Annotated in this window: 18 protein-coding genes; 12 read left to right on the top strand and 6 right to left on the bottom strand. The window is 60.5% G+C overall.

Features of this window, described 5'->3' with window-relative positions:
• The first annotated feature begins 74 nt into the window (after positions 1 to 74).
• Positions 75 to 428 carry a hydroxyisourate hydrolase gene (gene uraH, locus DMZ65_RS05095; protein WP_116598130.1) on the top strand — a complete coding sequence of 118 codons (354 nt, stop codon included), beginning with the start codon at positions 75 to 77 and terminating at the stop codon, positions 426 to 428.
• Here uraH and DMZ65_RS05090 read toward each other — a convergent pair.
• Complete coding sequence (locus tag DMZ65_RS05090; RefSeq protein ID WP_116597832.1) at positions 413 to 1,345, bottom strand: LysR family transcriptional regulator; 933 nt, start codon at positions 1,343 to 1,345, stop codon at positions 413 to 415. The two genes, uraH and DMZ65_RS05090, sit on opposite strands and share 16 nt — an antisense overlap.
• A gap of 99 nt (positions 1,346 to 1,444) precedes the next feature.
• Between DMZ65_RS05090 and DMZ65_RS05085 the strand changes: the two genes are divergently transcribed.
• The 4 genes from DMZ65_RS05085 (at position 1,445) to DMZ65_RS05070 (ending at position 6,785) form a co-directional block, all read left to right on the top strand.
• Positions 1,445 to 2,680: a urate hydroxylase PuuD gene (locus DMZ65_RS05085; protein WP_116597831.1), complete on the top strand. Its 1,236-nt coding sequence runs from the start codon at positions 1,445 to 1,447 to the stop codon at positions 2,678 to 2,680.
• 404 nt (positions 2,681 to 3,084) lie between these two features.
• Positions 3,085 to 4,239: a phosphoserine transaminase gene (locus DMZ65_RS05080; RefSeq protein WP_116598129.1), complete on the top strand. Its 1,155-nt coding sequence runs from the start codon at positions 3,085 to 3,087 to the stop codon at positions 4,237 to 4,239.
• Between the two features lie 102 nt (positions 4,240 to 4,341).
• Positions 4,342 to 5,934 (top strand): phosphoglycerate dehydrogenase, encoded by a 1,593-nt coding sequence (gene serA / locus DMZ65_RS05075; RefSeq protein ID WP_116597830.1) that lies wholly within the window; start codon positions 4,342 to 4,344, stop codon positions 5,932 to 5,934.
• Between the two features lie 128 nt (positions 5,935 to 6,062).
• Positions 6,063 to 6,785 carry a metallophosphoesterase family protein gene (locus tag DMZ65_RS05070; RefSeq protein WP_116597829.1) on the top strand — a complete coding sequence of 241 codons (723 nt, stop codon included), beginning with the start codon at positions 6,063 to 6,065 and terminating at the stop codon, positions 6,783 to 6,785.
• Here DMZ65_RS05070 and DMZ65_RS05065 read toward each other — a convergent pair.
• Positions 6,780 to 8,537, bottom strand: coding sequence for a SulP family inorganic anion transporter (locus DMZ65_RS05065; protein ID WP_116597828.1), 1,758 nt, complete (start codon positions 8,535 to 8,537; stop codon positions 6,780 to 6,782). The two genes, DMZ65_RS05070 and DMZ65_RS05065, sit on opposite strands and share 6 nt — an antisense overlap.
• Before the next feature lie 227 nt (positions 8,538 to 8,764).
• On the opposite strand from DMZ65_RS05065, the gene DMZ65_RS05060 reads away from it, so the two are divergent.
• The 7 genes from DMZ65_RS05060 (at position 8,765) to DMZ65_RS05035 (ending at position 17,713) form a co-directional block, all read left to right on the top strand.
• Positions 8,765 to 12,340 carry a hydantoinase B/oxoprolinase family protein gene (locus tag DMZ65_RS05060; protein ID WP_116597827.1) on the top strand — a complete coding sequence of 1,192 codons (3,576 nt, stop codon included), beginning with the start codon at positions 8,765 to 8,767 and terminating at the stop codon, positions 12,338 to 12,340.
• 203 nt (positions 12,341 to 12,543) lie between these two features.
• Complete coding sequence (locus DMZ65_RS05055) at positions 12,544 to 12,978, top strand: universal stress protein (RefSeq protein ID WP_116598128.1); 435 nt, start codon at positions 12,544 to 12,546, stop codon at positions 12,976 to 12,978.
• A gap of 41 nt (positions 12,979 to 13,019) precedes the next feature.
• Positions 13,020 to 14,567 (top strand): alanine/glycine:cation symporter family protein, encoded by a 1,548-nt coding sequence (locus DMZ65_RS05050; RefSeq protein WP_116598127.1) that lies wholly within the window; start codon positions 13,020 to 13,022, stop codon positions 14,565 to 14,567.
• A gap of 225 nt (positions 14,568 to 14,792) precedes the next feature.
• Positions 14,793 to 15,266 (top strand): SsrA-binding protein SmpB, encoded by a 474-nt coding sequence (gene smpB, locus DMZ65_RS05045; RefSeq protein WP_116597826.1) that lies wholly within the window; start codon positions 14,793 to 14,795, stop codon positions 15,264 to 15,266.
• Between the two features lie 127 nt (positions 15,267 to 15,393).
• On the top strand, positions 15,394 to 15,573 hold the full coding sequence (locus DMZ65_RS19645) for a hypothetical protein (protein WP_198662627.1): 180 nt from the start codon (positions 15,394 to 15,396) through the stop codon (positions 15,571 to 15,573).
• A gap of 98 nt (positions 15,574 to 15,671) precedes the next feature.
• Entirely contained in the window at positions 15,672 to 16,529 is an 858-nt protein-coding gene (sseA, locus tag DMZ65_RS05040) for a 3-mercaptopyruvate sulfurtransferase (RefSeq protein WP_116597825.1), read from the top strand.
• Positions 16,529 to 17,713: an amino acid aminotransferase gene (locus DMZ65_RS05035; RefSeq protein WP_116597824.1), complete on the top strand. Its 1,185-nt coding sequence runs from the start codon at positions 16,529 to 16,531 to the stop codon at positions 17,711 to 17,713. Before sseA ends, DMZ65_RS05035 begins: the two co-directional genes overlap by 1 nt.
• A 131-nt stretch (positions 17,714 to 17,844) precedes the next feature.
• On the opposite strand, the gene DMZ65_RS05030 is transcribed toward DMZ65_RS05035, so the two are convergent.
• Genes DMZ65_RS05030 through DMZ65_RS05015 form a run of 4 tightly spaced genes read right to left on the bottom strand, consistent with a single transcriptional unit; the run spans position 17,845 to position 21,738 of the window.
• Complete coding sequence (locus DMZ65_RS05030; RefSeq protein WP_116597823.1) at positions 17,845 to 18,756, bottom strand: metal ABC transporter permease; 912 nt, start codon at positions 18,754 to 18,756, stop codon at positions 17,845 to 17,847.
• Positions 18,753 to 19,958, bottom strand: a complete 1,206-nt coding sequence (locus DMZ65_RS05025) for a metal ABC transporter permease (RefSeq protein ID WP_116597822.1) — start codon at positions 19,956 to 19,958, stop codon at positions 18,753 to 18,755. Before DMZ65_RS05025 ends, DMZ65_RS05030 begins: the two co-directional genes overlap by 4 nt.
• A 3-nt stretch (positions 19,959 to 19,961) precedes the next feature.
• Complete coding sequence (locus tag DMZ65_RS05020; RefSeq protein WP_116598126.1) at positions 19,962 to 20,762, bottom strand: metal ABC transporter ATP-binding protein; 801 nt, start codon at positions 20,760 to 20,762, stop codon at positions 19,962 to 19,964.
• 13 nt (positions 20,763 to 20,775) lie between these two features.
• Positions 20,776 to 21,738, bottom strand: a complete 963-nt coding sequence (locus DMZ65_RS05015) for a metal ABC transporter solute-binding protein, Zn/Mn family (protein WP_116597821.1) — start codon at positions 21,736 to 21,738, stop codon at positions 20,776 to 20,778.
• Positions 21,739 to 21,789: the final 51 nt, after the last annotated feature.

Below are 21,789 nucleotides of genomic sequence, written 5' to 3'. Positions count from 1 at the left end.
AGCAGTATTCAGTGCTGCGAGGTTTGTGAAAAATCGCCGGTTTTGCCAGAATGTACAAAACAAAGGAGCGTTTCATGTCCGGATATCTGACCACCCATGTCCTTGACACAGCCCGAGGCTGCCCGGCTGAAGGGATGAAGATCGACCTGTTTCGTCTTGTCGGGCCAGACCGTGAGTTTCTGAAAACCGTCGTTACCAATGACGATGGCCGGACGGACGCGCAAATCCTGCCAAGCGCAGAGTTCGAAACCGGGGTCTACGAACTGGTATTTTATGCTGGCGAATACCTCGACCGGACCGGCACGCCACCCGAAGAGCCCAGATTTCTGGACGTGATCCCGATTCGGTTCGGCATGTCCGAAGCCCAACATTATCATGTGCCCCTGCTGCTTTCGCCATTCAGCTACGCAACCTATCGCGGCAGTTGATCGGGCAGTTTCGTATGCTTGATCGCATCGCCGATGCGGTCGGATATGAACTCCATGAACAGGCGGGTCTTTGGATCCTGATGACGCCGATGTGTGAAAAGACACGCCATCTGAATAGGTTCGGGCGGCGTTTCCTCACCTACCACCACCAAGGCACCTGACTTTAGATAATCTGCCACTTCAAAGACGGGCTTCAGTGTTATGCCATGACCGGCAAGCGCCCAATCGACAAGGATGTCGCCGTCATCACATTCGTAGCGTCCGGACGCCCTGAACCGTTTCGGTCCGGCCTCGGTCATCAGGGGCCATTGGAACTCCGTTGCGCCGGGAAAGCGTAGATTGAGACATTCGTGCTTGCCGTTGACGATCTCGTCGCCGGAACGGGGATGCCCGCGTTTGTGAACATAATCCGGGGATGCACAAAGCACCCGCTGCACATCGGCAATCTTCTTGATCCGCAGATTGCTGTCCTCGGGTTGGCCAAGAAAATACGCAAGATCCAGGCCTTCGGTCGTCAGATCGACTTTGCGGTCTGTCAGTCTTAGGCGCAAACTGACATCCGGATACTCTGCCAGAAATGCTGGCACCTGAGGGGCGATCAACCGTCGCCCAACCCCAAGGGGGGCCGCGACATATAGCGATCCTTTCGGACGATCCGTGATCTCGATCACTTGCGCCTCGGCTGCCTCCACTGATTCCAGCACTTCACATGCGCCGCGATAAAACGCCTTGCCTTGTTCTGTCGCGTTCAGATTGCGCGTGGTCCGCTGAAACAATCGAACGCCAAGATACTCTTCAAGCTGGGAAATCCGCGACGAGGTGACCGCCGGAGAAATCCTCAGGTCCCGCCCAGCCGCAGACATGCTGCCCAGTTCATAGACGCGCACAAAGGTTCGGATGTTATCAAGATAAGACATTATTCTGCTTTTTTTGATGCAGCTTGGTAATACAGACCGATACCAGACTAATTTGAAGTCGCCTAGTGTGACGACAAGTTCGAATCTAGGGAGGTCAGCATGTACGACTTGGCAATCATGTGGGACTGGATCGCGTTTTCGGTCCGGTGGCTGCATGTCATTACAGCGATGGCGTGGATCGGCGCATCCTTCTACTTCATTGCGCTTGATCTGGGTCTTCGAAAGGCCCCGAACATGCCCGTTGGTGCGCATGGCGAAGAGTGGCAGGTGCATGGCGGTGGGTTCTACCACATCCAGAAATACCTTGTTGCGCCTGAAAACATGCCAGAGCATCTGATCTGGCACAAATGGCAAAGCTACATCACCTGGGTATCGGGTGCGGCATTGCTGATGATCGTCTATTGGGTAGGCGGAGAGCTGTTCCTGCTTGACCCGACAAAAGCCGAACTGGCGCTGTGGCAAGGCATTCTGATCTCTGCTGGTTCCCTGACCATCGGTTGGCTGGCCTATGATTACATGTGCAAATCCAAGCTGGGGGAACATTCCACGCTTCTGATGTTGCTGCTGTTCATCATTCTTGTGGTGATGTCCTGGGGCTATAACCAGATCTTCACCGGCCGGGCCGCCCTACTTCATCTCGGTGCGTTCACCGCAACGATCATGACGGCGAACGTCTTTTTCCAGATCATGCCCAATCAGCGGATCGTGGTAGATGACCTCAAGGCCGGGCGCACACCTGACGCGAAATATGGCAAGATCGCCAAGCTGCGCTCTACCCACAACAACTATCTGACGCTGCCCGTTGTGTTCCTGATGCTCAGCAACCACTACCCGCTGGCTTTCGGAACGGAATATGCGTGGATCATCGCAAGCCTGATTTTCCTGACCGGTGTCACGATCCGGCATTACTTCAACACGATGCATGCCACAGGCAGCGGCCCGCACTGGACATGGGCAGTCACTGTCCTCCTGATGGTCCTGATTGCGTGGCTTTCGACGGTCAGCACCGGCGAAACATGGGAGGACGCCGAAGCCCGCGACCTGACCCCGTATGAGCAGAAATATGCGTCTGCTGCCGGCTTCGAAGACGCGTATGATACCGTGGTCGGCAATTGTTCGATGTGTCACGCAAGAGAGCCGGTCTGGGGCACCATGAAATGGGCCCCCAAAGGCGTCTATCTTGAAACGCCCGGAGATGTCGCGCGCCACGCCGGCCAAATCTACCTTCAGGCTGGCCTGAGCCATGCGATGCCTCCGCCGAATGCGATCCAGATGGACGATGAAGCCCGCAAGACCATCGTGGCCTGGGTCCGCGAAGCCCGCGCTTCGGAATAACAAAGCGCGCTACCGGTTCCGAAGATGTCGAAAATTCTGGACCGGGTGCCTTGCCAGAGATGGAAAATTTGCGCTTTGTAGTGCGGAGGGAGATTTCTCGAACTGGCGGTTGAGGCGCGTGCCAGATCTCTTGCCGGCTTTTCTTTGCCCGGCATCCCCACATCGCCGATCTCGACGACGTGAGCCCCCTCTACTCTTGGCTGACTTCGCGGGGAACAAACCCAGATTTCCTTGTATCGGATTTGCGACGGTAGGAAACATGCGTTCCTGCATCCTTCTGCAAAAAGCGACATTTACCCGCAAAGCAAGCAGCTTTGTCTATTGCTGTCTTTGTGGGGGATATGTATGTCCGGCGGTGGGACACCCTTCCCCAACGAAGGGCGCTTATCTGGAAGGATAGCTACATGGCTATGACCAAACCGGCCACGCGGCCGGACAATCCGCGTTTTTCTTCTGGCCCTTGTGCCAAACCCCCTACATTCGAACTGTCAAAGCTGTCGGACGCCGCATTGGGCCGATCGCACCGCGCTGCTGTTGGCAAGGCCAAGCTGAAGGCCGCGATCGACGAAACCCGCGCCATTCTGGGCGTGCCTGCCGACTACCGTATCGGCATCGTACCCGCATCCGACACCGGCGCCATGGAAATGGCGATGTGGTCGCTGCTGGGCGCGCGCAAAGCCGAAATGCTGGCTTGGGAAAGCTTCGGCGCGGGGTGGGTCACAGATGTGGTCAAGCAACTGAAAATCGACGCAGAGATCAAGACCGCCGACTATGGCCAGATTGTCGATTTCGCGACAGTCGATTTTGACAATGACGTTGTCTTTACATGGAACGGCACCACTTCGGGCGCGCGCGTTCCCAATGGTGACGCGATCCTGACGAACCGCGAAGGCTTGACGATCTGCGACGCGACATCGGCCGCATTTGCGCAGGATCTGCCATGGGACAAGCTGGATGTGACGACCTTCTCCTGGCAGAAGGTCATGGGCGGCGAAGCGGCGCATGGCATGCTGATCCTCAGCCCGCGCGCAGTCGAGCGTCTGGAAAGCTACACCCCTGCATGGCCCCTGCCGAAAATTTTTCGCCTGACCAAGGGCGGCAAGCTGATCGAAGGTATCTTTGTCGGCGAGACGATCAATACACCGTCAATGCTGGCGGTAGAGGATTACCTCGTCGCGCTGGAATGGGCGAAATCCGTTGGCGGGTTGAAAGGCCTGATGGCGCGGGCCGACGCAAACGCCAAGGTGCTGTGGGATTTCTGTGACCGAAATGACTGGATCGCAAATCTTGCCGATGATCCGGCCACGCGGTCCAATACCTCTGTCTGCCTGAAGTTCACGGACGAGCGCATCACGGATGGGGCAGCCTTTGCCAAGGCCGTCGCGAAAAAGCTGGCCGACCATAACGCAGCCTATGACATCGGTGCCTATCGCGATGCCCCTGCGGGACTTCGTATCTGGTGCGGCGCCACCATCGAAACGGCAGATGTCGAAAAGCTGACCCTCTGGCTGAAATGGGCCTTCGAGGAAGTCTTGGCAGAGCAGACCGAAGCGGCCTGACCTTCACATAGCGACACGCGTCCCGGGCTTGACCCGGGACCTTACCCCTTCCCCTTTAAGCAGGAGGCCTCGGATCAAGTCCGAGGCACGCAGAGACATACCATGCCCAAAGTACTTATTTCCGACAAACTCTCCGCCGCCGCCGTCCAGATCTTCAAGGATCGTGGCATCGACGTGGATTTCCAGCCCGACCTTGGCAAAGACAAGGACAAGCTTGCCGAAGTCATCGGCCAGTATGATGGCCTGGCGATCCGCTCCGCCACCAAGGTCACCGAAAAGATCCTTGCGAATGCCACCAACCTCAAGGTCATTGGCCGCGCCGGGATCGGTGTCGACAATGTCGATCGCGATGCCGCGTCCAAGAAGGGTGTGATCGTGATGAACACCCCTTTCGGCAACATGATCACCACGGCCGAGCACGCCATCGCCATGATGTTCGCGGTGGCCCGCCAGATCCCCGAGGCCTCTGCCTCCACCCATGCCGGCAAATGGGAAAAGTCCAAATTCATGGGGGTAGAGCTGACCGGCAAGACCCTTGGCGTGATCGGCGCGGGCAATATCGGCGGCATCGTTTGCGACCGTGCACGCGGGTTGAAGATGAAGGTTGTCGCCTACGACCCGTTCCTCAGCCATGAAAAGGCCGACAAGATGGGCGTGGCGAAGGTCGAACTGGACGAGCTGCTGCAACGCGCCGACTTCATCACTTTGCATGTGCCGCTGACCGACCAGACCCGCAATATCCTCAGCCGTGAGAACCTTGAAAAAACCAGGAAAGGCGTGCGGATCATCAACTGCGCCCGCGGCGGTCTGGTGGACGAGGAAGCGCTGGCCGATCTGCTGAAATCCGGCCATGTTGCGGGTGCCGCTTTTGACGTCTTCGCGCAGGAACCGGCAACCGAGAACCCGCTTTTCAACCTGCCCAACGTGGTCTGCACCCCGCATCTGGGGGCCGCCACCAGCGAGGCACAGGAAAACGTGGCCCTTCAGGTGGCCGAGCAGATGTCGGACTACCTGCTGACCGGTGCTGTGACCAACGCGCTCAACATGCCATCGGTTACCGCCGAAGAAGCCAAGGTCATGGGACCGTGGATCAAGCTTTCGGAACATCTTGGCAGCTTCATCGGGCAGATGACGGACGAGCCGATCAAGGCGATCAACATCCTTTATGATGGCATTGTTTCGGAAATGAACCTGGCCGCGCTCAACTGCGCTGTCATCTCGGGTATCATGAAACGCGCCAACCCGGATGTGAACATGGTGTCCGCCCCGGTCATCGCGGCAGAGCGGGGCATTCAGATCTCGACCACCAATCAGGAACAGTCCGGCGTTTTCGAAGGCTATGTGAAAGTCACCGTAGTCACCTCAAAGTTCGAGCGCAGCATTGCCGGGACGGTCTTTTCGGACGGCAAGCCTCGGTTCATCCAGATCAAGGGCATCAATATCGACGCCGAGATCGGCAACCACATGCTGTATACCACCAACGAAGACGTGCCGGGCATCATCGGCACATTGGGGCAGACCATGGGCGAGAATAACGTCAACATCGCCAACTTTACCCTCGGTCGTTCCGCCGCAAAAGGCGAAGCAATTGCCCTGCTCTATGTCGATGAAGCGGTGCCCGCAGCGGTTCTGGACAAGTTGAAGAGCACCGGCATGTTCCAGCAGGTCAAGACGCTGGAATTTGACGTCGCCTGACGCGCCCTTAGATACATGATACGAAGCGCCGCCACGCATCCGTGGCGGCGTTTGCGTTTGCCCTGACGGGCAGGGTTTAGAACTCACTCCAAACGCGCTAGATCACGTTGTAACGAGAGGACGCTTTCATGACCCAGCCGATTTTTGCCATCGGAGACATTCACGGCCAATACGACGCCATGCAGCGCGCGCTGGATCACATCGAGGCGGACCCGGCCTTTCCCGCTCGGGTAGTCTTTCTGGGCGACTATCTTGACCGTGGGCCGCAGGCCAAAAAAGTCATCCAGTGCTTGATCGACGGGATGGATGAAGGACGGGATTGGATTGCATTGTTGGGCAACCATGACCGCTACATGCTGAACTTCCTCGAAGATCCCCGCTACCGGGACCCAAACACCCGCGACCTGCTCGACTGGCTTGATGACCGCATCGGCGGACGGACGACATTGGCTTCATATGGTATCAATACGGGCAGCGACCGGTCGCCAGAGGAAATACATGCCGATGCTCTGGCCGCAATCCCGAAGGCCCATATCGAGTTCATCCGCAAGCTGCCGCTGATGCATGTGACCGACGCGCATATCTTCGTGCATGCGGGGATCAGGCCCGGCGTGCCGCTGGAGGATCAGGTCGAAGAAGACCTGATCTGGATCCGGAAAGGGTTTCTGGAAGACGAGCGCGATCACGGCCGTCTGGTTGTCCACGGGCACACGGCGCTACAGGTCCCGCAACATTACACCAACCGCGTCAACCTTGATGGCGGCGCGGGCTACGGTCGTCCACTTTACCCAGCGCTGATCGAGGGTAACAAGGTCAGCCTGCTCTCGGGACGCCAGCGCATCAGCCTATGACGCTGCGCGAGGCTGCGTGGACGCACCTGCAAGTGCAACCCACGCGTCATATTGCGACAGGAACAGCTCGCCAGTCAGCTCGTCCAGAAAATGGCTGCGTTTAAGCCTGTCCGTCACCGGCCCTTTGACCTCTGACAGGTGCAGGCGGATGCCCATATCGGCCAGCCGGTGCATGACAGCCTCTAGGCTTTCCAGCGCGCTCATGTCGATCTCGTTCACGGCAGAGCACATCAGCACGACATCGGTGATCGGCTCGTCGCAGACCACGCGGTCGGTCACGTAATCCTCCAGAAAGCGCGCATTGGCGAAATACAGGTTTTCATCGATGCGCAACGTCACCAACGAAGGCCGGGTTTCCACCTCATGCCGGTTGATGTTGCGGAAATGCTGCGTGCCGGGCACCAGACCCACTTCGGCGACATGCGGGCGCGACGTCTTGTAAAGAAACAACCCGATTGACAGCAACACGCCCGCCGAGACACCAACCTCCACCCCGAAGCCCAGCGTCAACAGGATGGTCGCGGCGACGGCGGTGAAATCGACTTTGGAATAGCCCCAGGTCTTCTTGAGAATCGAGAAATCCACGAGACTGAGAACCGCCACGATGATCGTCGCGGCAAGCGTGGCCTTGGGCAGGAAGAACAACAGTGGCGTCAGCAGCAGCGCGGCCAGCGCGATGCCAATTGCGGTAAAGGCACCCGCCGCCGGCGTCTCTGCGCCCGCGTCGAAATTTACCACCGAACGGGCAAAGCCGCCCGTCACCGGGTAGCCGCCGGAAATTGCCGCAGCGATGTTGGACGCACCCAGCCCCACAAGTTCCTGATCCGGAACAATCCGCTGGCGCCGCTTCGCGGCAAGCGTTTGCGCGACCGAGACGGATTCGACAAACCCGATGACCGAGATCAGCAGCGCCGAGACAAACAGCGTGCCCCACATATCCATATCCCAGCTGGGCATGGTCAGGGGCGGCAGGCCTTTCGGCACCTCGCCCACGATTTTCACGCCCCTGTCACCCAGTCCGAACAGCCAGACGGCAATTGTCGTGGCAGCAACCGCCGCCACCGGTCCGGCCTTGGCCACAATATCGGAAAGCCGGGGATTCAGCCCAGCGCTCAACAGCAGCGGCTTCAACCCCTTGCGGACCCAGAACAGGAAAGCGATCGTGGATCCTCCGATCATCAGCGTGATGACATTGGTCTGGCCAAGATTGGCGACCATCGAAGACACAAGTTCGATCAGATTGTGCCCGCCAGCGTCGATCCCCAGGATATGCTTGAGCTGCGAGGTGGCGATCAACACACCCGATGCGGTGATAAAGCCAGCAATCACCGGGTGCGACAGAAAATTCGCCAGAAACCCCAACCGGAACACACCCATTACGACAAGGATCAGCCCTGACAGGAAGGCCAGCGTGACCGCCGCCGCCGCGTATTCCGCCGTGCCTTGCAGCACCATATTGCCCACTGCGGCCGCCGTCATCAACGACACCACCGCCACCGGCCCCACAGCCAACACCCGGCTGGTGCCAAAGATCGCATAGGCCACCAGCGGCAGGATAGAGGCATAAAGCCCCATCTCGGCAGGCAGGCCGGCCAGAAGCGCGTAGGCGAGCGATTGCGGGATCAGCATGATCGTGACGATCACCGCCGCCACCAGATCCGAGGTCAGCGTATCGCGCCCATAGGTCTTGGACCATGTAAGGATAGGCAGGTGCCGCTCCAGCGCGGCGCGGGTGAGTTTTGGTGGTGTCATCAGTCTGTTCAGTCCCTGTGGAAACCCATGCCCAACCGTGCAGGCGATGCGATGGCTAAGTCGCTATATATTCACATCGTCGAATATGTAAAGGCCCGCGAGGTGCAGATGTCGAAGGCGCGCAGCTGAAACCTGCATCCGGCATGGTTGCCAGCCTCGCCGCCCATCGCGTTGACAACCCGCAAGGCAACAGGAAAGGCTGGGCGCATGCAGCACGGAGAGCAGACATGAGCGGAGCTTGGGAATTCTGGATTGACCGGGGCGGAACCTTCACCGACATCGTGGCACTGTCGCCGGACGGTCAGGTGGTGACGCACAAACTGCTCTCCGAGAACCCCGAACGCTACCGCGACGCTGCCGTGCAGGGCATCCGCGAGATGACGGGCTGTCACGGCACGTTGGCCGACAATGCCATCCACGCGGTAAAGATGGGCACAACCGTAGCCACAAATGCCCTGCTGGAGCGTAAGGGCGAGCGGGTATTGCTGCTGATCACGCAAGGCTTCCGTGATCTTCTCAAGATCGGCTACCAAACCCGCCCTCGCCTGTTCGATCTGGAAATCACGCGCCCGGATCTGCTCTATGATCGGGTCGAGGAGATGGTGGAACGATTGGATGCCGAGGGCACCGTTCTGACCCCGCTGGATGAAGACGCCAGCCGCGCCGCCCTGCAATCCGCCTATGATGAGGGCATCCGCGCCGTGGCCATTGCGGGTCTGCACGCGTATCTCAACGACACGCACGAGGCACGGGCGGCCCAGATCGCGCGCGAGATCGGGTTCACCCAGATCTCGACCAGCGCCGAGGTCAGCCAACTGTCGAAACTCGTCAGCCGGGGCGATACCACCGTGGTGGATGCCTACCTGTCGCCGATCCTGCGCCGCTATGTCGATCAGGTGGCGGGCGCGCTGGATCTGGGCCGCGCCTGTCGCAGCCTGCTGTTCATGCAAAGCTCTGGCGGGTTGACCGATGCGCGGCTGTTTCAGGGCAAGGACGCAATCCTGTCCGGCCCAGCGGGCGGCATCGTCGGCATGGTCAAGACGGCAGAGGCCGCGGGCCATGATCGGCTGATCGGTTTTGACATGGGCGGCACCTCAACCGATGTCAGCCACTATGCGGGCGATTATGAACGCAGCTTTGAGACCGAGGTCGCAGGCGTCCGGATGCGGGCACCGATGATGGACATCCATACCGTGGCCGCTGGCGGCGGATCGGTCTGCAAGTTCGAGGATGGCCGTTTTCAGGTCGGCCCGGAAAGTGCGGGCGCCGATCCCGGCCCGGCCTGCTATCGCCGTGGCGGGCCGCTGACCGTGACCGATTGCAACGTCATGCTGGGCAAACTGAACCCCGATCATTTCCCCGCCGTCTTTGGGCCGGAGGGCGATCAGCCGCTCGATCTGGCGGTGGTGCGCGAGAAGTTTGCCGCCCTAGCGGAGCAGGTCGCAGAGGGCACCGATGACGCCCCCCGCTCGCCCGAAGATATGGCCGAAGGATTCCTGCGCATCGCCGTCGACAATATGGCCAATGCGATCAAGAAGATCAGCGTCCAGCGCGGGCATGACGTCACCCGCTATACGCTGCAATGCTTTGGCGGCGCGGGCGGGCAGCATGCCTGTCTTGTGGCCGACGCGTTGGGCATGAAGCGGGTGTTCATTCATCCGCACGCAGGCGTTCTGTCCGCTTATGGCATGGGCCTGGCCGAGATCCGTGCGATGCGCGAAACGCAGGTGGACGCGCCATTGGCGGAGATCGACACCGCAAAACAGGCGCTGGACCGCATTTCCGAAGACGCCCGCGCCGAGGTTGCCAATCAGGGCGTCTCACAAATCGACGTCCGGCAGCGTGCGCATTTGCGCTATGACGGCTCGCACCAGCCGCTTGAGGTGGCTTTTGGCGCGCCGGACAAGATGCGCGCGGATTTCGAGGACGCGCACCGCCAACGCTTCGGCTTTGCCTCGCCAGAGCGCGATGTGCTGTTCGAAATGGTCAGTGCAGAGGCCGTCGGCGATACCGGTCAGGTGCCCTCGGCCGTTTTGCCGGAGGGTGACGGCGCACCCAAGGCCCAGATCCCCGTTCATCTGGCCGGAGATGTGCAAGACGTCCCGCTTTACCTGCGCGATGCGCTGAACGCCGAAACCGCGATTGACGGCCCCGCGATCATCACCGAACCGACCGGCACCAACGTGATCGAACCGGGCTGGTCCGCGCAACTGGATGCGATGGGCAACCTGATCCTAGATCGCACATCCAAGGCTGACCGCGCGGGTGCCGCCGGAACGCAAGCCGATCCGGTGATGCTGGAAGTGTTCAACAATCTGTTCATGTCCGTGGCCGATCAGATGGGGGCCACGCTGGCCAACACATCATGGTCGGTAAACATCAAGGAACGGCTGGATTTCTCCTGCGCGATCTTTGACGAGGCGGGCGATCTGGTCGCCAACGCGCCGCATGTGCCGGTGCATCTGGGGTCCATGTCCGACAGCATCAAGACGGTGATGCGCGACAATCCGGATGTGGCCGAGGGCGATGCCTACATGCTGAATTCGCCCTATAATGGCGGCACTCACCTGCCGGATGTCACGGTGGTCACGCCGGTCTTTGTGGACGGCAAGCCGGTCTTCTGGCTGGGCTCGCGCGGGCATCACGCGGATATTGGCGGGCGCACCCCCGGATCGGCCCCGCCCGACAGCACCCGGATCGAAGAAGAAGGTGTGCTGATCGACAATGTCCGCCTTGTCGCCAAAGGCACGCTGCAAGAGGACACCGCACGCCAGGTTCTTCTGTCCGGTCGCTACCCCTGCCGCAATGTCGATCAGAACATGGCCGACCTCAAGGCGCAGGTCGCCGCGAATGAAACCGGCCGTCAGGAATTGCTGAAAGTCGTGCAGACCTACGGGTTGGACGTGGTGCGCGCCTATATGGGTCATGTGCAGGACAATGCCGAGGAAAGCGTGCGCCGGGTGATCGACAAGCTGACGGATGGCGCGTTCAGCTATCCGATGGATCATGGCGCGGTGATCGAGGTCAAAGTCAGCGTCGACCGTGCCAACCGGACAGCAACCGTGGATTTCACCGGCACCTCACCGCAGCATTCGGGCAATTACAACGCCCCGCTGGCGATTGCCCATGCGGTGGTTCTGTATGTCTTCCGCACCATGGTAGGGGCAGAGATCCCGCTGAATCAGGGCTGCCTGAAACCGCTGAAGATCATCGTGCCCGAAGGGTCCATGCTGCACCCGGTCTATCCGGCGGCGGTGATTGCCGGCAATACCGAGGTCAGCCAAGCCACCTGCAACGCCCTTTACGGTGCGCTGCACGTCATTGCCTGCTCACAGGCCACCATGAACAATTTCGTCTGGGGCAACGACACCTTCCAGAACTACGAAACGATTGCGGGCGGCACCGGCGCCGGGCCGGGGTTCAATGGCTGCGACGCGGTGCAAAGCCACATGACCAATACCCGCATGACCGACCCCGAAACGCTGGAGAAACGCTTTCCCGTGCGGCTGGAGGCGTTCGGCATCCAAGAAGGCTCTGGCGGGGTCGGGAAATGGCGGGGCGGCAACGGGGCGCTACGTCGCATGCGGTTTCTGGAGCCGGTGACGGTGACAACGCTGTGTTCGCACCGCATCGTGCCCCCTTTCGGCGTTGACGGTGGGGGTGACGGCGCGGTCGGGCAAAACTGGGCGGAGCTGTCTGATGGCCAGCGCGTGGACCTGAACGGCAACGATGAAATCGACCTGCCGGCGGGCGGCGTTTTTGTGATGCAGACGCCGGGCGGCGGCGGCTGGGGCGAAAGCTAGAGGCGACCCACAACTCATAGATGCAAACAGTCGCATGTATCGACAACGTGCCTTATTGTGCCCATTTGACCTGTAGACCGAGCGAATTTCGGGCATTTTGTCGATTTATGTCAGAATTAAGGGAAGAGCGGTACATCTGATGCTGCTATGCTTTGCTGATCTGTCGCGGCATCGGGCCGCGGCAAATCACCGGGAGTATCGCAATGTCAGGAAAATTCGTCGTCGCATATGACGGCAGCCCGGCGTCCAGACGGGCGCTTGATTTCGCGGCCGACCGTGCCGCGGCACAAAGCACGACGCTGGTGGTTGTGCATGTGCTGGAATGGTCGCCCTATTCCTTCCTCACGCCGACCGAGATCGAGGAACGTCATGTGCGTCGCCGCCAAGAGCTTGAGCGCGCCGAAAAGGCGCTGATGGCCCCGGTGGTCGAGGAGTTGTCCAGCAAGGGTCTCACAATCGAGACAGTCATTAAGTACGGCCATATTTCAGACACGCTGTGCGAGGTGGTGAAAGACAAAGGCGCGACGCAGATGTTTGTCGGTCGCGACGGTCATGGTGCCCTGTCTGCGCGCGTGTTCGGCTCTGTCGCCGGGTCGCTTGTCCAGATCGCCCCGGTACCGTGCACAATCGTACCGTAAAATTGCCGCACAAGAACAGCAATCAAGAACAGGGATATACAATGTCACGTTTTCCATTTTTGCTGGCGATCATCGTCACCACGCTGGGCAGCTTCGCCGGTCCGGCGATGGCCCAATCCATCGACGAGAAAGTCAATCAGATCTTCGCCAGCTCTACCGGCTGGTTTGTGAATTTCATTTTCAGTCCGTTTCCCGGCACATCCTTTCCCTGGATCGTCGCCTGGCTGGTGGTCGCCGCCACCATCTTTACGATTTATTTCGGCGTGATTCAGTTTCGCGCAGTTCCGCATTCCATCGCCTTGGTAAAGGGCGACTATTCAGACCCTGAAGACGCCGGCGAAGTCAGCCACTTTCAGGCGCTTGCGACAGCCCTTTCGGGCACTGTCGGTCTGGGCAACATTGCCGGTGTGGCGGTTGCCGTGGGCATCGGTGGCCCCGGTGCCACGTTCTGGATGATTCTGGCGGGCCTCATGGGCATGGCCTCGAAGTTCACCGAATGTACGTTGGGCGTGAAATACCGCAATGAATATGCAGACGGCACCGTTTCAGGTGGCCCGATGTATTATCTGACCAAGGGCTTTGCAGAGCGCGGCCTTCCCGGCGGTCGCTTCCTTGCGATCCTGTTCTCCATCTTCTGTATCCTGGGTGCCCTTGGTGGCGGCAACATGTTCCAGTCCAACCAGGCACATGCGCAGATCACCAATGTGGTCGGCGATTATCCCGGTTGGATCACGGGTGTCATCTTCGCGGGGATCGTGTTTGCCGTCATCGTCGGCGGCCTGCAATCCATCGCCAAGGTAACAGAGAAAATCGTGCCGTTCATGGGCATACTCTACGTCGTGACCGCGCTGATCATCCTTCTGGTGAACTATGACAAGATCGGCTGGGCTTTCGGCCAGATCTTTGGCGGTGCCTTCACCGGTCTTGGTGTCGCGGGCGGCATGGTCGGGGCGCTGATCCAAGGCTTCAAACGTGCGGCCTTCTCGAACGAAGCGGGCGTTGGTTCTGCCGCGATCGCCCATTCGGCCGTGCGGACGAAAGAGCCAATTACCGAGGGTTTCGTGTCGTTGCTGGAGCCGTTCATCGACACCGTGGTGATCTGCACCATGACCGCGCTGGTGATCATCATCACCGGTCAGTTGATGGTCAATCCTGACACCGGCCTTTACATCCTGAACGAAGCAGGCAGCGCAATCCAGACAGTCGACGGGAATTCCGGCGTGGCCCTGACATCGGCGGCCTTCAGCCAGGCCTTTGGCTGGTTCAAGTATGTGCTGGCCATCGCAGTTGTGCTGTTTGCCTTCTCGACGATGATCTCGTGGTCGTATTACGGGCTGAAGGCCTGGACCTACCTGTTCGGCGAAGGCAAGAGTAAGGAACTGACCTTCAAGGTGATCTTCTGCATCTTTGTCGTGATCGGTGCCGCCGCAAGCCTTGGACCGGTCATCGACTTCTCCGATGCCGCGATCTTCTCGATGGCGGTGGTCAACATCATCGGTCTTTACGTCCTGATGCCGGTCGTCAAGCGCGAACTTGAAAGCTATCTTGCTCGGCTCAAGACTGGCGAAATCAAGCGCTACAAGTCCTAATCTCGCGACCAGACCAGGAAAGGGGCTGCCCACGGGCGGCCCCTTTTTTTGCGCCACCCGCCCCGGACTTGATCCGGGGCCTCTGCCCTGCTCCTTGTGCCGACAGGATCACCTGCGCCGCGCGGGCTTGATCCCACGCTAAAATGGCACCTCGCAGACAGCCCAGAGATGTCGCGAACGAAACCCGCGTGACAGCCGGCGCGTGGCCGTGTAATCACACCCATCATGGCCAAGACAATATCAGACCCGAACTACAAGGTGATCGCCGAGAACCGGCGCGCGCGCTACGATTATGCCATCGAGGATGATCTCGAAGTGGGCATCATTCTGATGGGATCAGAGGTGAAATCCCTGCGCACCGGGCAGTCCAACATTGCTGAAAGCTATGCCACTGTCGACGACGGCGAGCTGTGGTTGGTGAACGCGTACATCGCCCCCTACGATCAGGCCATGTTCGGGCACGAGGATCGCCGGCGCCGCAAGCTTCTTGCCAGCCGCAGGGAACTTGCCCGGCTGTGGAACGAAACCCGGCGCAAGGGCATGACCCTTGTGCCGCTGGTGATGTATTTCAACCATCGGGGCATCGTGAAGCTGAAGATCGGCATCGCCAAGGGCAAGAAAAACCACGACAAGCGCGCCACAGAGGCAAAGCGCGACTGGGGCCGCCAGAAACAGCGCCTGCTGCGTCAGAACCACTGAGCGTCCAAACAAAAAGCTTCGAGATTTTGTTCGCAAACGCACCTGACCGGACCATGGCCCGTGCGCAATTGGCGCGATTTCCGGCCTTTGCCGGAAGAGCACCCATTACGCACCTCATTATCGGCTTTTGACCTTGCCCGGCTGGCCGCACCGTGACGGCGCGCGGCTGAAGCCCCTCGCCCACGGCAGGTTGACCACCGCTCGCGTCGGGACCAAAGGCCGCCTTGACGAAACCATCCTGCCGACATTGTCGGGCTGCGTGGCTCTGGTCGTTCTCGATTATGTCCGCAACAGGATGGAAAAATAAGCGACGATCGGCACGCAGACCGCCCTGCGAGGCCGTCTGACACTTGCCACTATGCCCCACAGACCGTATGCAAAGACGCAACTGATCTCGGGGGAAACATGGCACAAGACGATCCCAGGACACTGGTCTCGACGGACTGGCTCGCGGCGCATCTCAAGGATCCTGACCTGCGCATCCTTGACGCGTCGTGGTACTTGCCCGATACGGGCCGCAATCCACGCAGCGAGTATGACGCGGCGCATATTCCCGGTGCCCGCTTTTTCGACATCGCCGAAATCGCGGACAATCGCTCGGACCTGCCGCATATGGTGCCGCCGGTCGAGAAGTTCATGTCACGCCTGCGGGCGATGGGCGTCGGCGACGGGCATCAGGTGGTGGTCTATGACGGCATGGGGATCTTCTCTGCCGCGCGCGTCTGGTGGCTGTTCCGCCTGATGGGCCAGTTCAACATCGCCGTTCTGGATGGCGGGCTGCCAAAATGGCTGGCCGAGGATCGTCCGACCGAAGATATGCCCCCGATCGTGCGCGACCGCCACATGACGGTGCGCCGCCAGAACCATATGGTCAAGGATGTCACACAGGTGGCCTCGGCCTCCAAGCTGCGCAACCATGAAATCATCGACGCGCGCGCGCCCAGCCGATTTGCCGGAGCAGAGCCCGAACCACGCGAAGGATTGCGCGCGGGCCACATTCCCGGCGCGCGCAACGTCCACTACGCAACATTGCTGAACGACGACGGCACGATGAAGCCACCACAGCAGTTGCGCACGATATTCGAGGAGGCGGGCGTCGATCTTGCCCAGCCTGCCATCACCACTTGCGGATCGGGTGTCACAGCCGCGATCCTGTCCCTCGCGCTGGAGCGTATGGGCAAGACCGACCACGCACTTTACGACGGATCCTGGGCCGAATGGGGCATGTTCCCAACGGTTCCCGTCGCCACCGGAGACGCCTGATGTTCGAAAACCTCAAAGCCCAACCCGCCGACAAGATCCTTGCGCTGATGCAGGCCTATAAGGAAGATCCGCGCGAGACCAAGATCGACCTGGGCGTCGGTGTCTACAAGAACCCCGAAGGGGTGACGCCTGTGATGCGCGCCGTCAAGGCGGCGGAAAAGCGTCTGTGGGAAGAAGAAACCACCAAGAGCTACGTCGCCCTTGCTGGCGATCCGGCCTTTTCCGACGCGCTGATCGCGCTTGTTCTGGGCGATGCGGTAGAGCGTGAAAACGTCGCCGCTGCCGCAACCCCCGGCGGCACGGGTGCCGTACGTCACGCGTTCGAAATGGCCCGAATGGCCAACCCCGATGTCCGCGTCTTCGTGTCTGATCCGACATGGCCGAACCACCTGTCGATCCTGAAGTTCATGGGCCTGCCGACGATCTCCTACCGTTATTTCGACAACGACACCGGTGCCGTTGATTTCGACGGCATGATGGAAGATCTGGCGCAGATCAAGAAGGGCGACCTCGTGCTGCTGCATGGTTGCTGCCACAACCCGTCCGGCGCAAACCTGAACCTGACACAGTGGCAGGCGGTTGTTGACCTGCTGCTCAAGACCGGCGCGACGCCGATGATCGACATCGCCTATCAGGGTTTTGGCGACGGGCTGGAAGAAGACGCAGCAGGCACACGTCTGGTCGCGTCTTCCGTACCCGAATGCCTGATCGCGGCAAGCTGCTCGAAAAACTTTGGCGTGTACCGGGAGCGTGCCGGCCTTCTGATGGCCGTGTCGCAGGACGCCTCTGCACGCAAGCTTAACCAGGACTCGCTGGCCTATCTCAACCGTCAGAACTTTTCCTTCCCACCTGATCATGGCGCGCGACTGGTAACCATGGTCCTGACAGACGAGGCCCTGCGCGCCGACTGGGCATCAGAAGTGGAAGACATCCGCAAAGGCCTGCTTGACCTGCGCGAACAGTTGGCGGGCGAGCTGCAACGCCTTTCAGGCTCGGACCGCTTCGGCTTCATCGCGCAGCATCGTGGCATGTTCTCTCGCCTCGGCTGCACGCCTGATCAGGTCGACACCCTGCGCAGAGATCACGGCATCTATCTGGTCGGTGACAGCCGCCTCAACATTGCGGGGCTGAACAAGACCACGGTGCCGATCCTCGCCAAGGCGATCATCGACTCCGGCATCTGACTACCGTGACACAACCCGCGCTCGAAAACTGTCCAAGACAGATCGGGCGCGGGCTCACGTCGCAACACGCACCAGAAACCTGCGTGCCGCAGGCACTCAATGGGATCAAACCCGCGTCATAGGGTGCCGACCTAAGACGCCTTGCGGTGCGGCGCGAACAGGGCCGTTGCCGCAAGGATCATCCCCGACACCGTCGCGATCATCCCAGCCGCGCTGACGGAATTTTGTCCACCCAGCCATAGCGGGCCATATCCGGCCAGCACATAGCCCAGCACCGCTGACAGGCAGGCAAACGCCACACTCCACCAGATTTGCGCTTCCAGCCGTTCGGTCATCAGGCGCGCCGCGGCGGGCGGGCAGATGAACATCGCAATCACGATGATCGACCCCACCGCATCAAACGCCGCAACCGCCGCTGATGCCGCCGTTACCACCAGCGCCAAACCAAGTATCGTCGCAGGAACACCCTGTGCGCGCGCAAACCCCTCATCGAAGGTCGAGATCTTCAGCGGCCGCCACAGCAGCCGAATGAATGCCACAACCGCCACCAAGGTCACCGTGATCCGGGTCAGTTCCGGCGGCAGGGAGGCCAGCGCCACGGGGTCGAGAAGGGATTCCCACCCCGCCGCTTCAAGCCAGATCAGGCTTTCGAGATTGCCGTAAAGCGCATGTTGTACGTCCAGATGCACCGACGATGTGTCGGATTGCTCCAGCAGCAGCACCCCGCCCGCAAACATCGCCGTAAAGGTTACGCCCATCGCCGCGCCCGCATCCACGCGGCCCAGCCGCCGGATCAGCTCTATCAACCCAACGGCAATCAGCGCGGCCCCTGCCGCCCCCAGCATCATCGGCCAAGTGCCAATCCGCCCGGTCACAAGGAATGCCACCACGATCCCCGGAAGCACCACATGACTGATTGCATCCCCGATCAGCGCCTGCCTGCGCAGCACAAGGAAGTTGCCGGGCAACGCGCAGGCAATGGCCGCGAATGTGCCGATCAGCAGGGGCGGCAGCGAAAGCGCCATGAACTCTGCGCCGATCATGGTGTCACCCCCTTTGGCCCGCCGATGCGGCGATCGATCTCGGCCAGTTGGTCGGCGGTCAGGACCGACGCGATATCGGTCATACCGTTGTCCTGCATCGCCAACGGTGCCAGGCTGTCGCTGCGCCGCACCGCTTGCCATCGGGTCTCGTCGCGCAGGATTTTTGCAGCGCGTGCGCGGCCCGCATCGGTGATCACGTTATCGGCCCTCAGAAACCCCTCGCGCCGCAAAAGCCTGCGGGTCAGACGTTCATAGACCGGCTGGCCTTGCGCCAATGAAATCAACCCCTGCCGCAGATGCACGCGTCGCTGAAATCGCCGGTATCGCAGCGCAGCAGCCAGTACCCCCCGCCCCGGTGCAACAAGCAACGACACCACGAACAGCGCAAAGCCGATCAGCACAATAATTGGCCCCGTCGGCAAGGCGGGGGCGGTGGCAGAGATCGCAGCGCCGAGATAACCCGCCAGACCGCCGAACAGCCCTGCCAGCGCCACCACATATTCCGCCCGGTTGGTCCAGAAACGCGCGGTGACAGCGGGGATAATCAGCAAGGCCACGATCATGATCAGCCCGACGATCTTCAGCCCTACCACGGTAATCGCCATCACCAGCGCCATGGTCAAAAAGTCGGTCCGGCTGACAGAGGTGCCCGCAGTCTCGGCATATCCCGGATCAAAAGCGACCTGGATCATCGGCCGCCGCAGCAACAGCGCCAGTGCCAGAACCAATGTCCCGCCAATCGCCAGCGTCAGCGCGTCACTGAACAACATTCCCGCCGTGGATCCCAGAAGGAAGGTTTCCAGCCCCGCTTGCCGTCCGCTGGACAGTGTTTGAATGACCGTCAGGATGACGATCCCCGCGCCGAAGAATACCGACAAAACCGCGCCGATCGCGGCGTCTTCGGCCAGTCTGGTATGCCGTGTCAGCCATGTGACGCACAGCAACCCCGCCAGCGCCGACAGTGCCGAACCCGCCAGCAATCCCGGCAGCCAGCGGCCATCGCCGCCAAGCGCCACCATCACCAGAAAGGCCAGACCGATACCGGGAAGGGTCGCATGGCTTATCGCGTCCGACACAAGCGAGCGTTTGCGCAGGAACAGAAACGTGCCGGTCGCCCCCGCCGCGACGCCAAGACTGGCCGCCCCCAACGCCACCAGCGTTGCGTTATAGCCCATTTGAAGAAGAAGCGCGTCACGCAGCATGGCTTAGACCGTCCCCAGAACCAATTGGTCAATCTGCCCGGTCGCCAGACGTCCGCCATAGGCCTCTTGCAGGTTGGCGGCGGTAAAGGCGGTCTCGACCGACCCTTCGGCAATCTTGCGACGGTTGATCAGGAAGACATTGTCGAAATACTGCGCCACCGTTGACAGGTCGTGATGCACAGCGACAACCGTGCGCCCCTCTGCGCGCAATTCTTTCAGAACGACGATGATCGCGCGCTCTGTCGCGGCATCAACACCGGCGAAAGGTTCGTCCAGCAGGTAAAGCTCTGCATCCTGCGCCAACGCGCGGGCAAGAAACACGCGCTGCTGCTGCCCGCCCGATAGCTGGCCGATCTGACGATCCGCGAAATCGGCCATGCCGACGCGGTCAAGACAGGCCAGCGCGCGCGTCACATGCCGTGCCCGGACGGGGCGCAACAGGCCAAGCTCGCGGCTTAACCCCATCAGGGCGACATCCATCACCGTGGTCGGAAAATCCCAATCGACGCTGGCGCGCTGCGGCACATAGGCGATGCGGGCGCGCTGTTTCGCCAACGGTTTGCCAAAGACCGTCGCTCTCCCGGACAGGGGGCGGACGATCCCAAGTGCGGCTTTCAGAAGCGTCGACTTACCTGCGCCGTTCGGGCCGATAATGGCCGTCATCGCACCGGGCTCTGCCGTCAGGTCGATGGAGAATATCGCTGGCTCCTCGCCATATGAAACCGTCATCCCACGAATCGCCAGCGGGCTTTGCGCAAGGGTGTCCGCGACGGGGCGGCCTTCATCGGTTGCCAATTGTGGCATTGCGTCTTTCATATCAAATCCCTGCCGACAGCTTGCCGGACATGCCCTGCGCAGGCACATCGGCCCCAAGCGCGCGGGCAATCACGGTGATATTGTGATCCAGCATCCCGATATAGGTGCCTTCATATGTATCGGCCTGGCCCATCGCATCCGAGAAAAGCTCTCCGCCGATGCGAACGTCATGGCCCTGTGCGGCGGCACCTTCGACCAGCGCACGAATGTTGCGATCAGAGACAGAGCTTTCGACGAACACCGCCTTTATGTCGCGCGTCACCAGCGTATCTACCAGCATCCGGATCCGTTGCAGCCCCGCTTCGCTCTCGGTCGAGATGCCCTGGATGCCCAGAACCTCAAACCCGTAGGCCCGGCCGAAATAACCGAATGCGTCATGCGCCGTGACAAGAACGCGGGCAGGTTCGGGCACCTTGGCAAGCGTTTCGTGCGCATAGGCGACCAGCGCGTCGATCTCGGCCACGAAAACCTCGGCATTGGCGGTGAATATTTCCGCGTGTTCGGGGCGAGCGTCAATCAAGGCATCACGGACACGCAAAGCCACCGGGCGCCACAGCTCTGGTGCCATCCAGACATGCGGATCGGCCTTGTTCTCATAGTCGGCGTGACGCAGCAGCAAGTCGGACGGAACCGCCTCGCCCACTGCGACGACGTTGCGGGATGTCTCAAGTCGCTTGAAGAATTCCTCCATCTGCGCCTCAAGATAAAGCCCGTGCCACAACACCAGATCGGCGCGGGTAATCGCCACGATGTCAGAGCGCGTCTGACGATATGAATGCGGGTCGACCCCCGGCCCCATCAACCCGCGCACCTCTGCCAGCGGACCGGCAATGCGGCGCGCGGTGTCGGCAATCATGCCGGTGGTTGCGACAATTGTGAGGGTGTCCTGCGCCGCCGCGATGCGCGGAAGCGTAGTGACGGCAGTGGCCCCAGCCAGGCCCAAAAGGAGATTGCGACGTTTCATATGGCATGCATATGCGAGTCATTCTCACAAAGTCAATGATATTGAGAATTA

It is taken from the genome of Primorskyibacter marinus, from assembly GCF_003313245.1.
Classification (GTDB): Bacteria; Pseudomonadota; Alphaproteobacteria; order Rhodobacterales; family Rhodobacteraceae; genus Primorskyibacter; species Primorskyibacter marinus.
The sequence above is the reverse complement of the archived record's forward strand: the minus strand, read 5'-3'. Positions and strand labels throughout refer to the sequence as shown.

Bases quoted from the DNA above. Each gene is read 5' to 3' on its own strand.
- uraH (WP_116598130.1), top strand. From the start codon at position 75: ATGTCCGGATATCTGACCACCCATGTCCTTGACACAGCCCGAGGCTGC.
- DMZ65_RS05090 (WP_116597832.1), bottom strand. From the start codon at position 1,345: ATGTCTTATCTTGATAACATCCGAACCTTTGTGCGCGTCTATGAACTG.
- DMZ65_RS05085 (WP_116597831.1), top strand. From the start codon at position 1,445: ATGTACGACTTGGCAATCATGTGGGACTGGATCGCGTTTTCGGTCCGG.
- DMZ65_RS05080 (WP_116598129.1), top strand. From the start codon at position 3,085: ATGGCTATGACCAAACCGGCCACGCGGCCGGACAATCCGCGTTTTTCT.
- serA (WP_116597830.1), top strand. From the start codon at position 4,342: ATGCCCAAAGTACTTATTTCCGACAAACTCTCCGCCGCCGCCGTCCAG.
- DMZ65_RS05070 (WP_116597829.1), top strand. From the start codon at position 6,063: ATGACCCAGCCGATTTTTGCCATCGGAGACATTCACGGCCAATACGAC.
- DMZ65_RS05065 (WP_116597828.1), bottom strand. From the start codon at position 8,537: ATGACACCACCAAAACTCACCCGCGCCGCGCTGGAGCGGCACCTGCCT.
- DMZ65_RS05060 (WP_116597827.1), top strand. From the start codon at position 8,765: ATGAGCGGAGCTTGGGAATTCTGGATTGACCGGGGCGGAACCTTCACC.
- DMZ65_RS05055 (WP_116598128.1), top strand. From the start codon at position 12,544: ATGTCAGGAAAATTCGTCGTCGCATATGACGGCAGCCCGGCGTCCAGA.
- DMZ65_RS05050 (WP_116598127.1), top strand. From the start codon at position 13,020: ATGTCACGTTTTCCATTTTTGCTGGCGATCATCGTCACCACGCTGGGC.
- smpB (WP_116597826.1), top strand. From the start codon at position 14,793: ATGGCCAAGACAATATCAGACCCGAACTACAAGGTGATCGCCGAGAAC.
- sseA (WP_116597825.1), top strand. From the start codon at position 15,672: ATGGCACAAGACGATCCCAGGACACTGGTCTCGACGGACTGGCTCGCG.
- DMZ65_RS05035 (WP_116597824.1), top strand. From the start codon at position 16,529: ATGTTCGAAAACCTCAAAGCCCAACCCGCCGACAAGATCCTTGCGCTG.
- DMZ65_RS05030 (WP_116597823.1), bottom strand. From the start codon at position 18,756: ATGATCGGCGCAGAGTTCATGGCGCTTTCGCTGCCGCCCCTGCTGATC.
- DMZ65_RS05025 (WP_116597822.1), bottom strand. From the start codon at position 19,958: ATGCTGCGTGACGCGCTTCTTCTTCAAATGGGCTATAACGCAACGCTG.
- DMZ65_RS05020 (WP_116598126.1), bottom strand. From the start codon at position 20,762: ATGCCACAATTGGCAACCGATGAAGGCCGCCCCGTCGCGGACACCCTT.
- DMZ65_RS05015 (WP_116597821.1), bottom strand. From the start codon at position 21,738: ATGAAACGTCGCAATCTCCTTTTGGGCCTGGCTGGGGCCACTGCCGTC.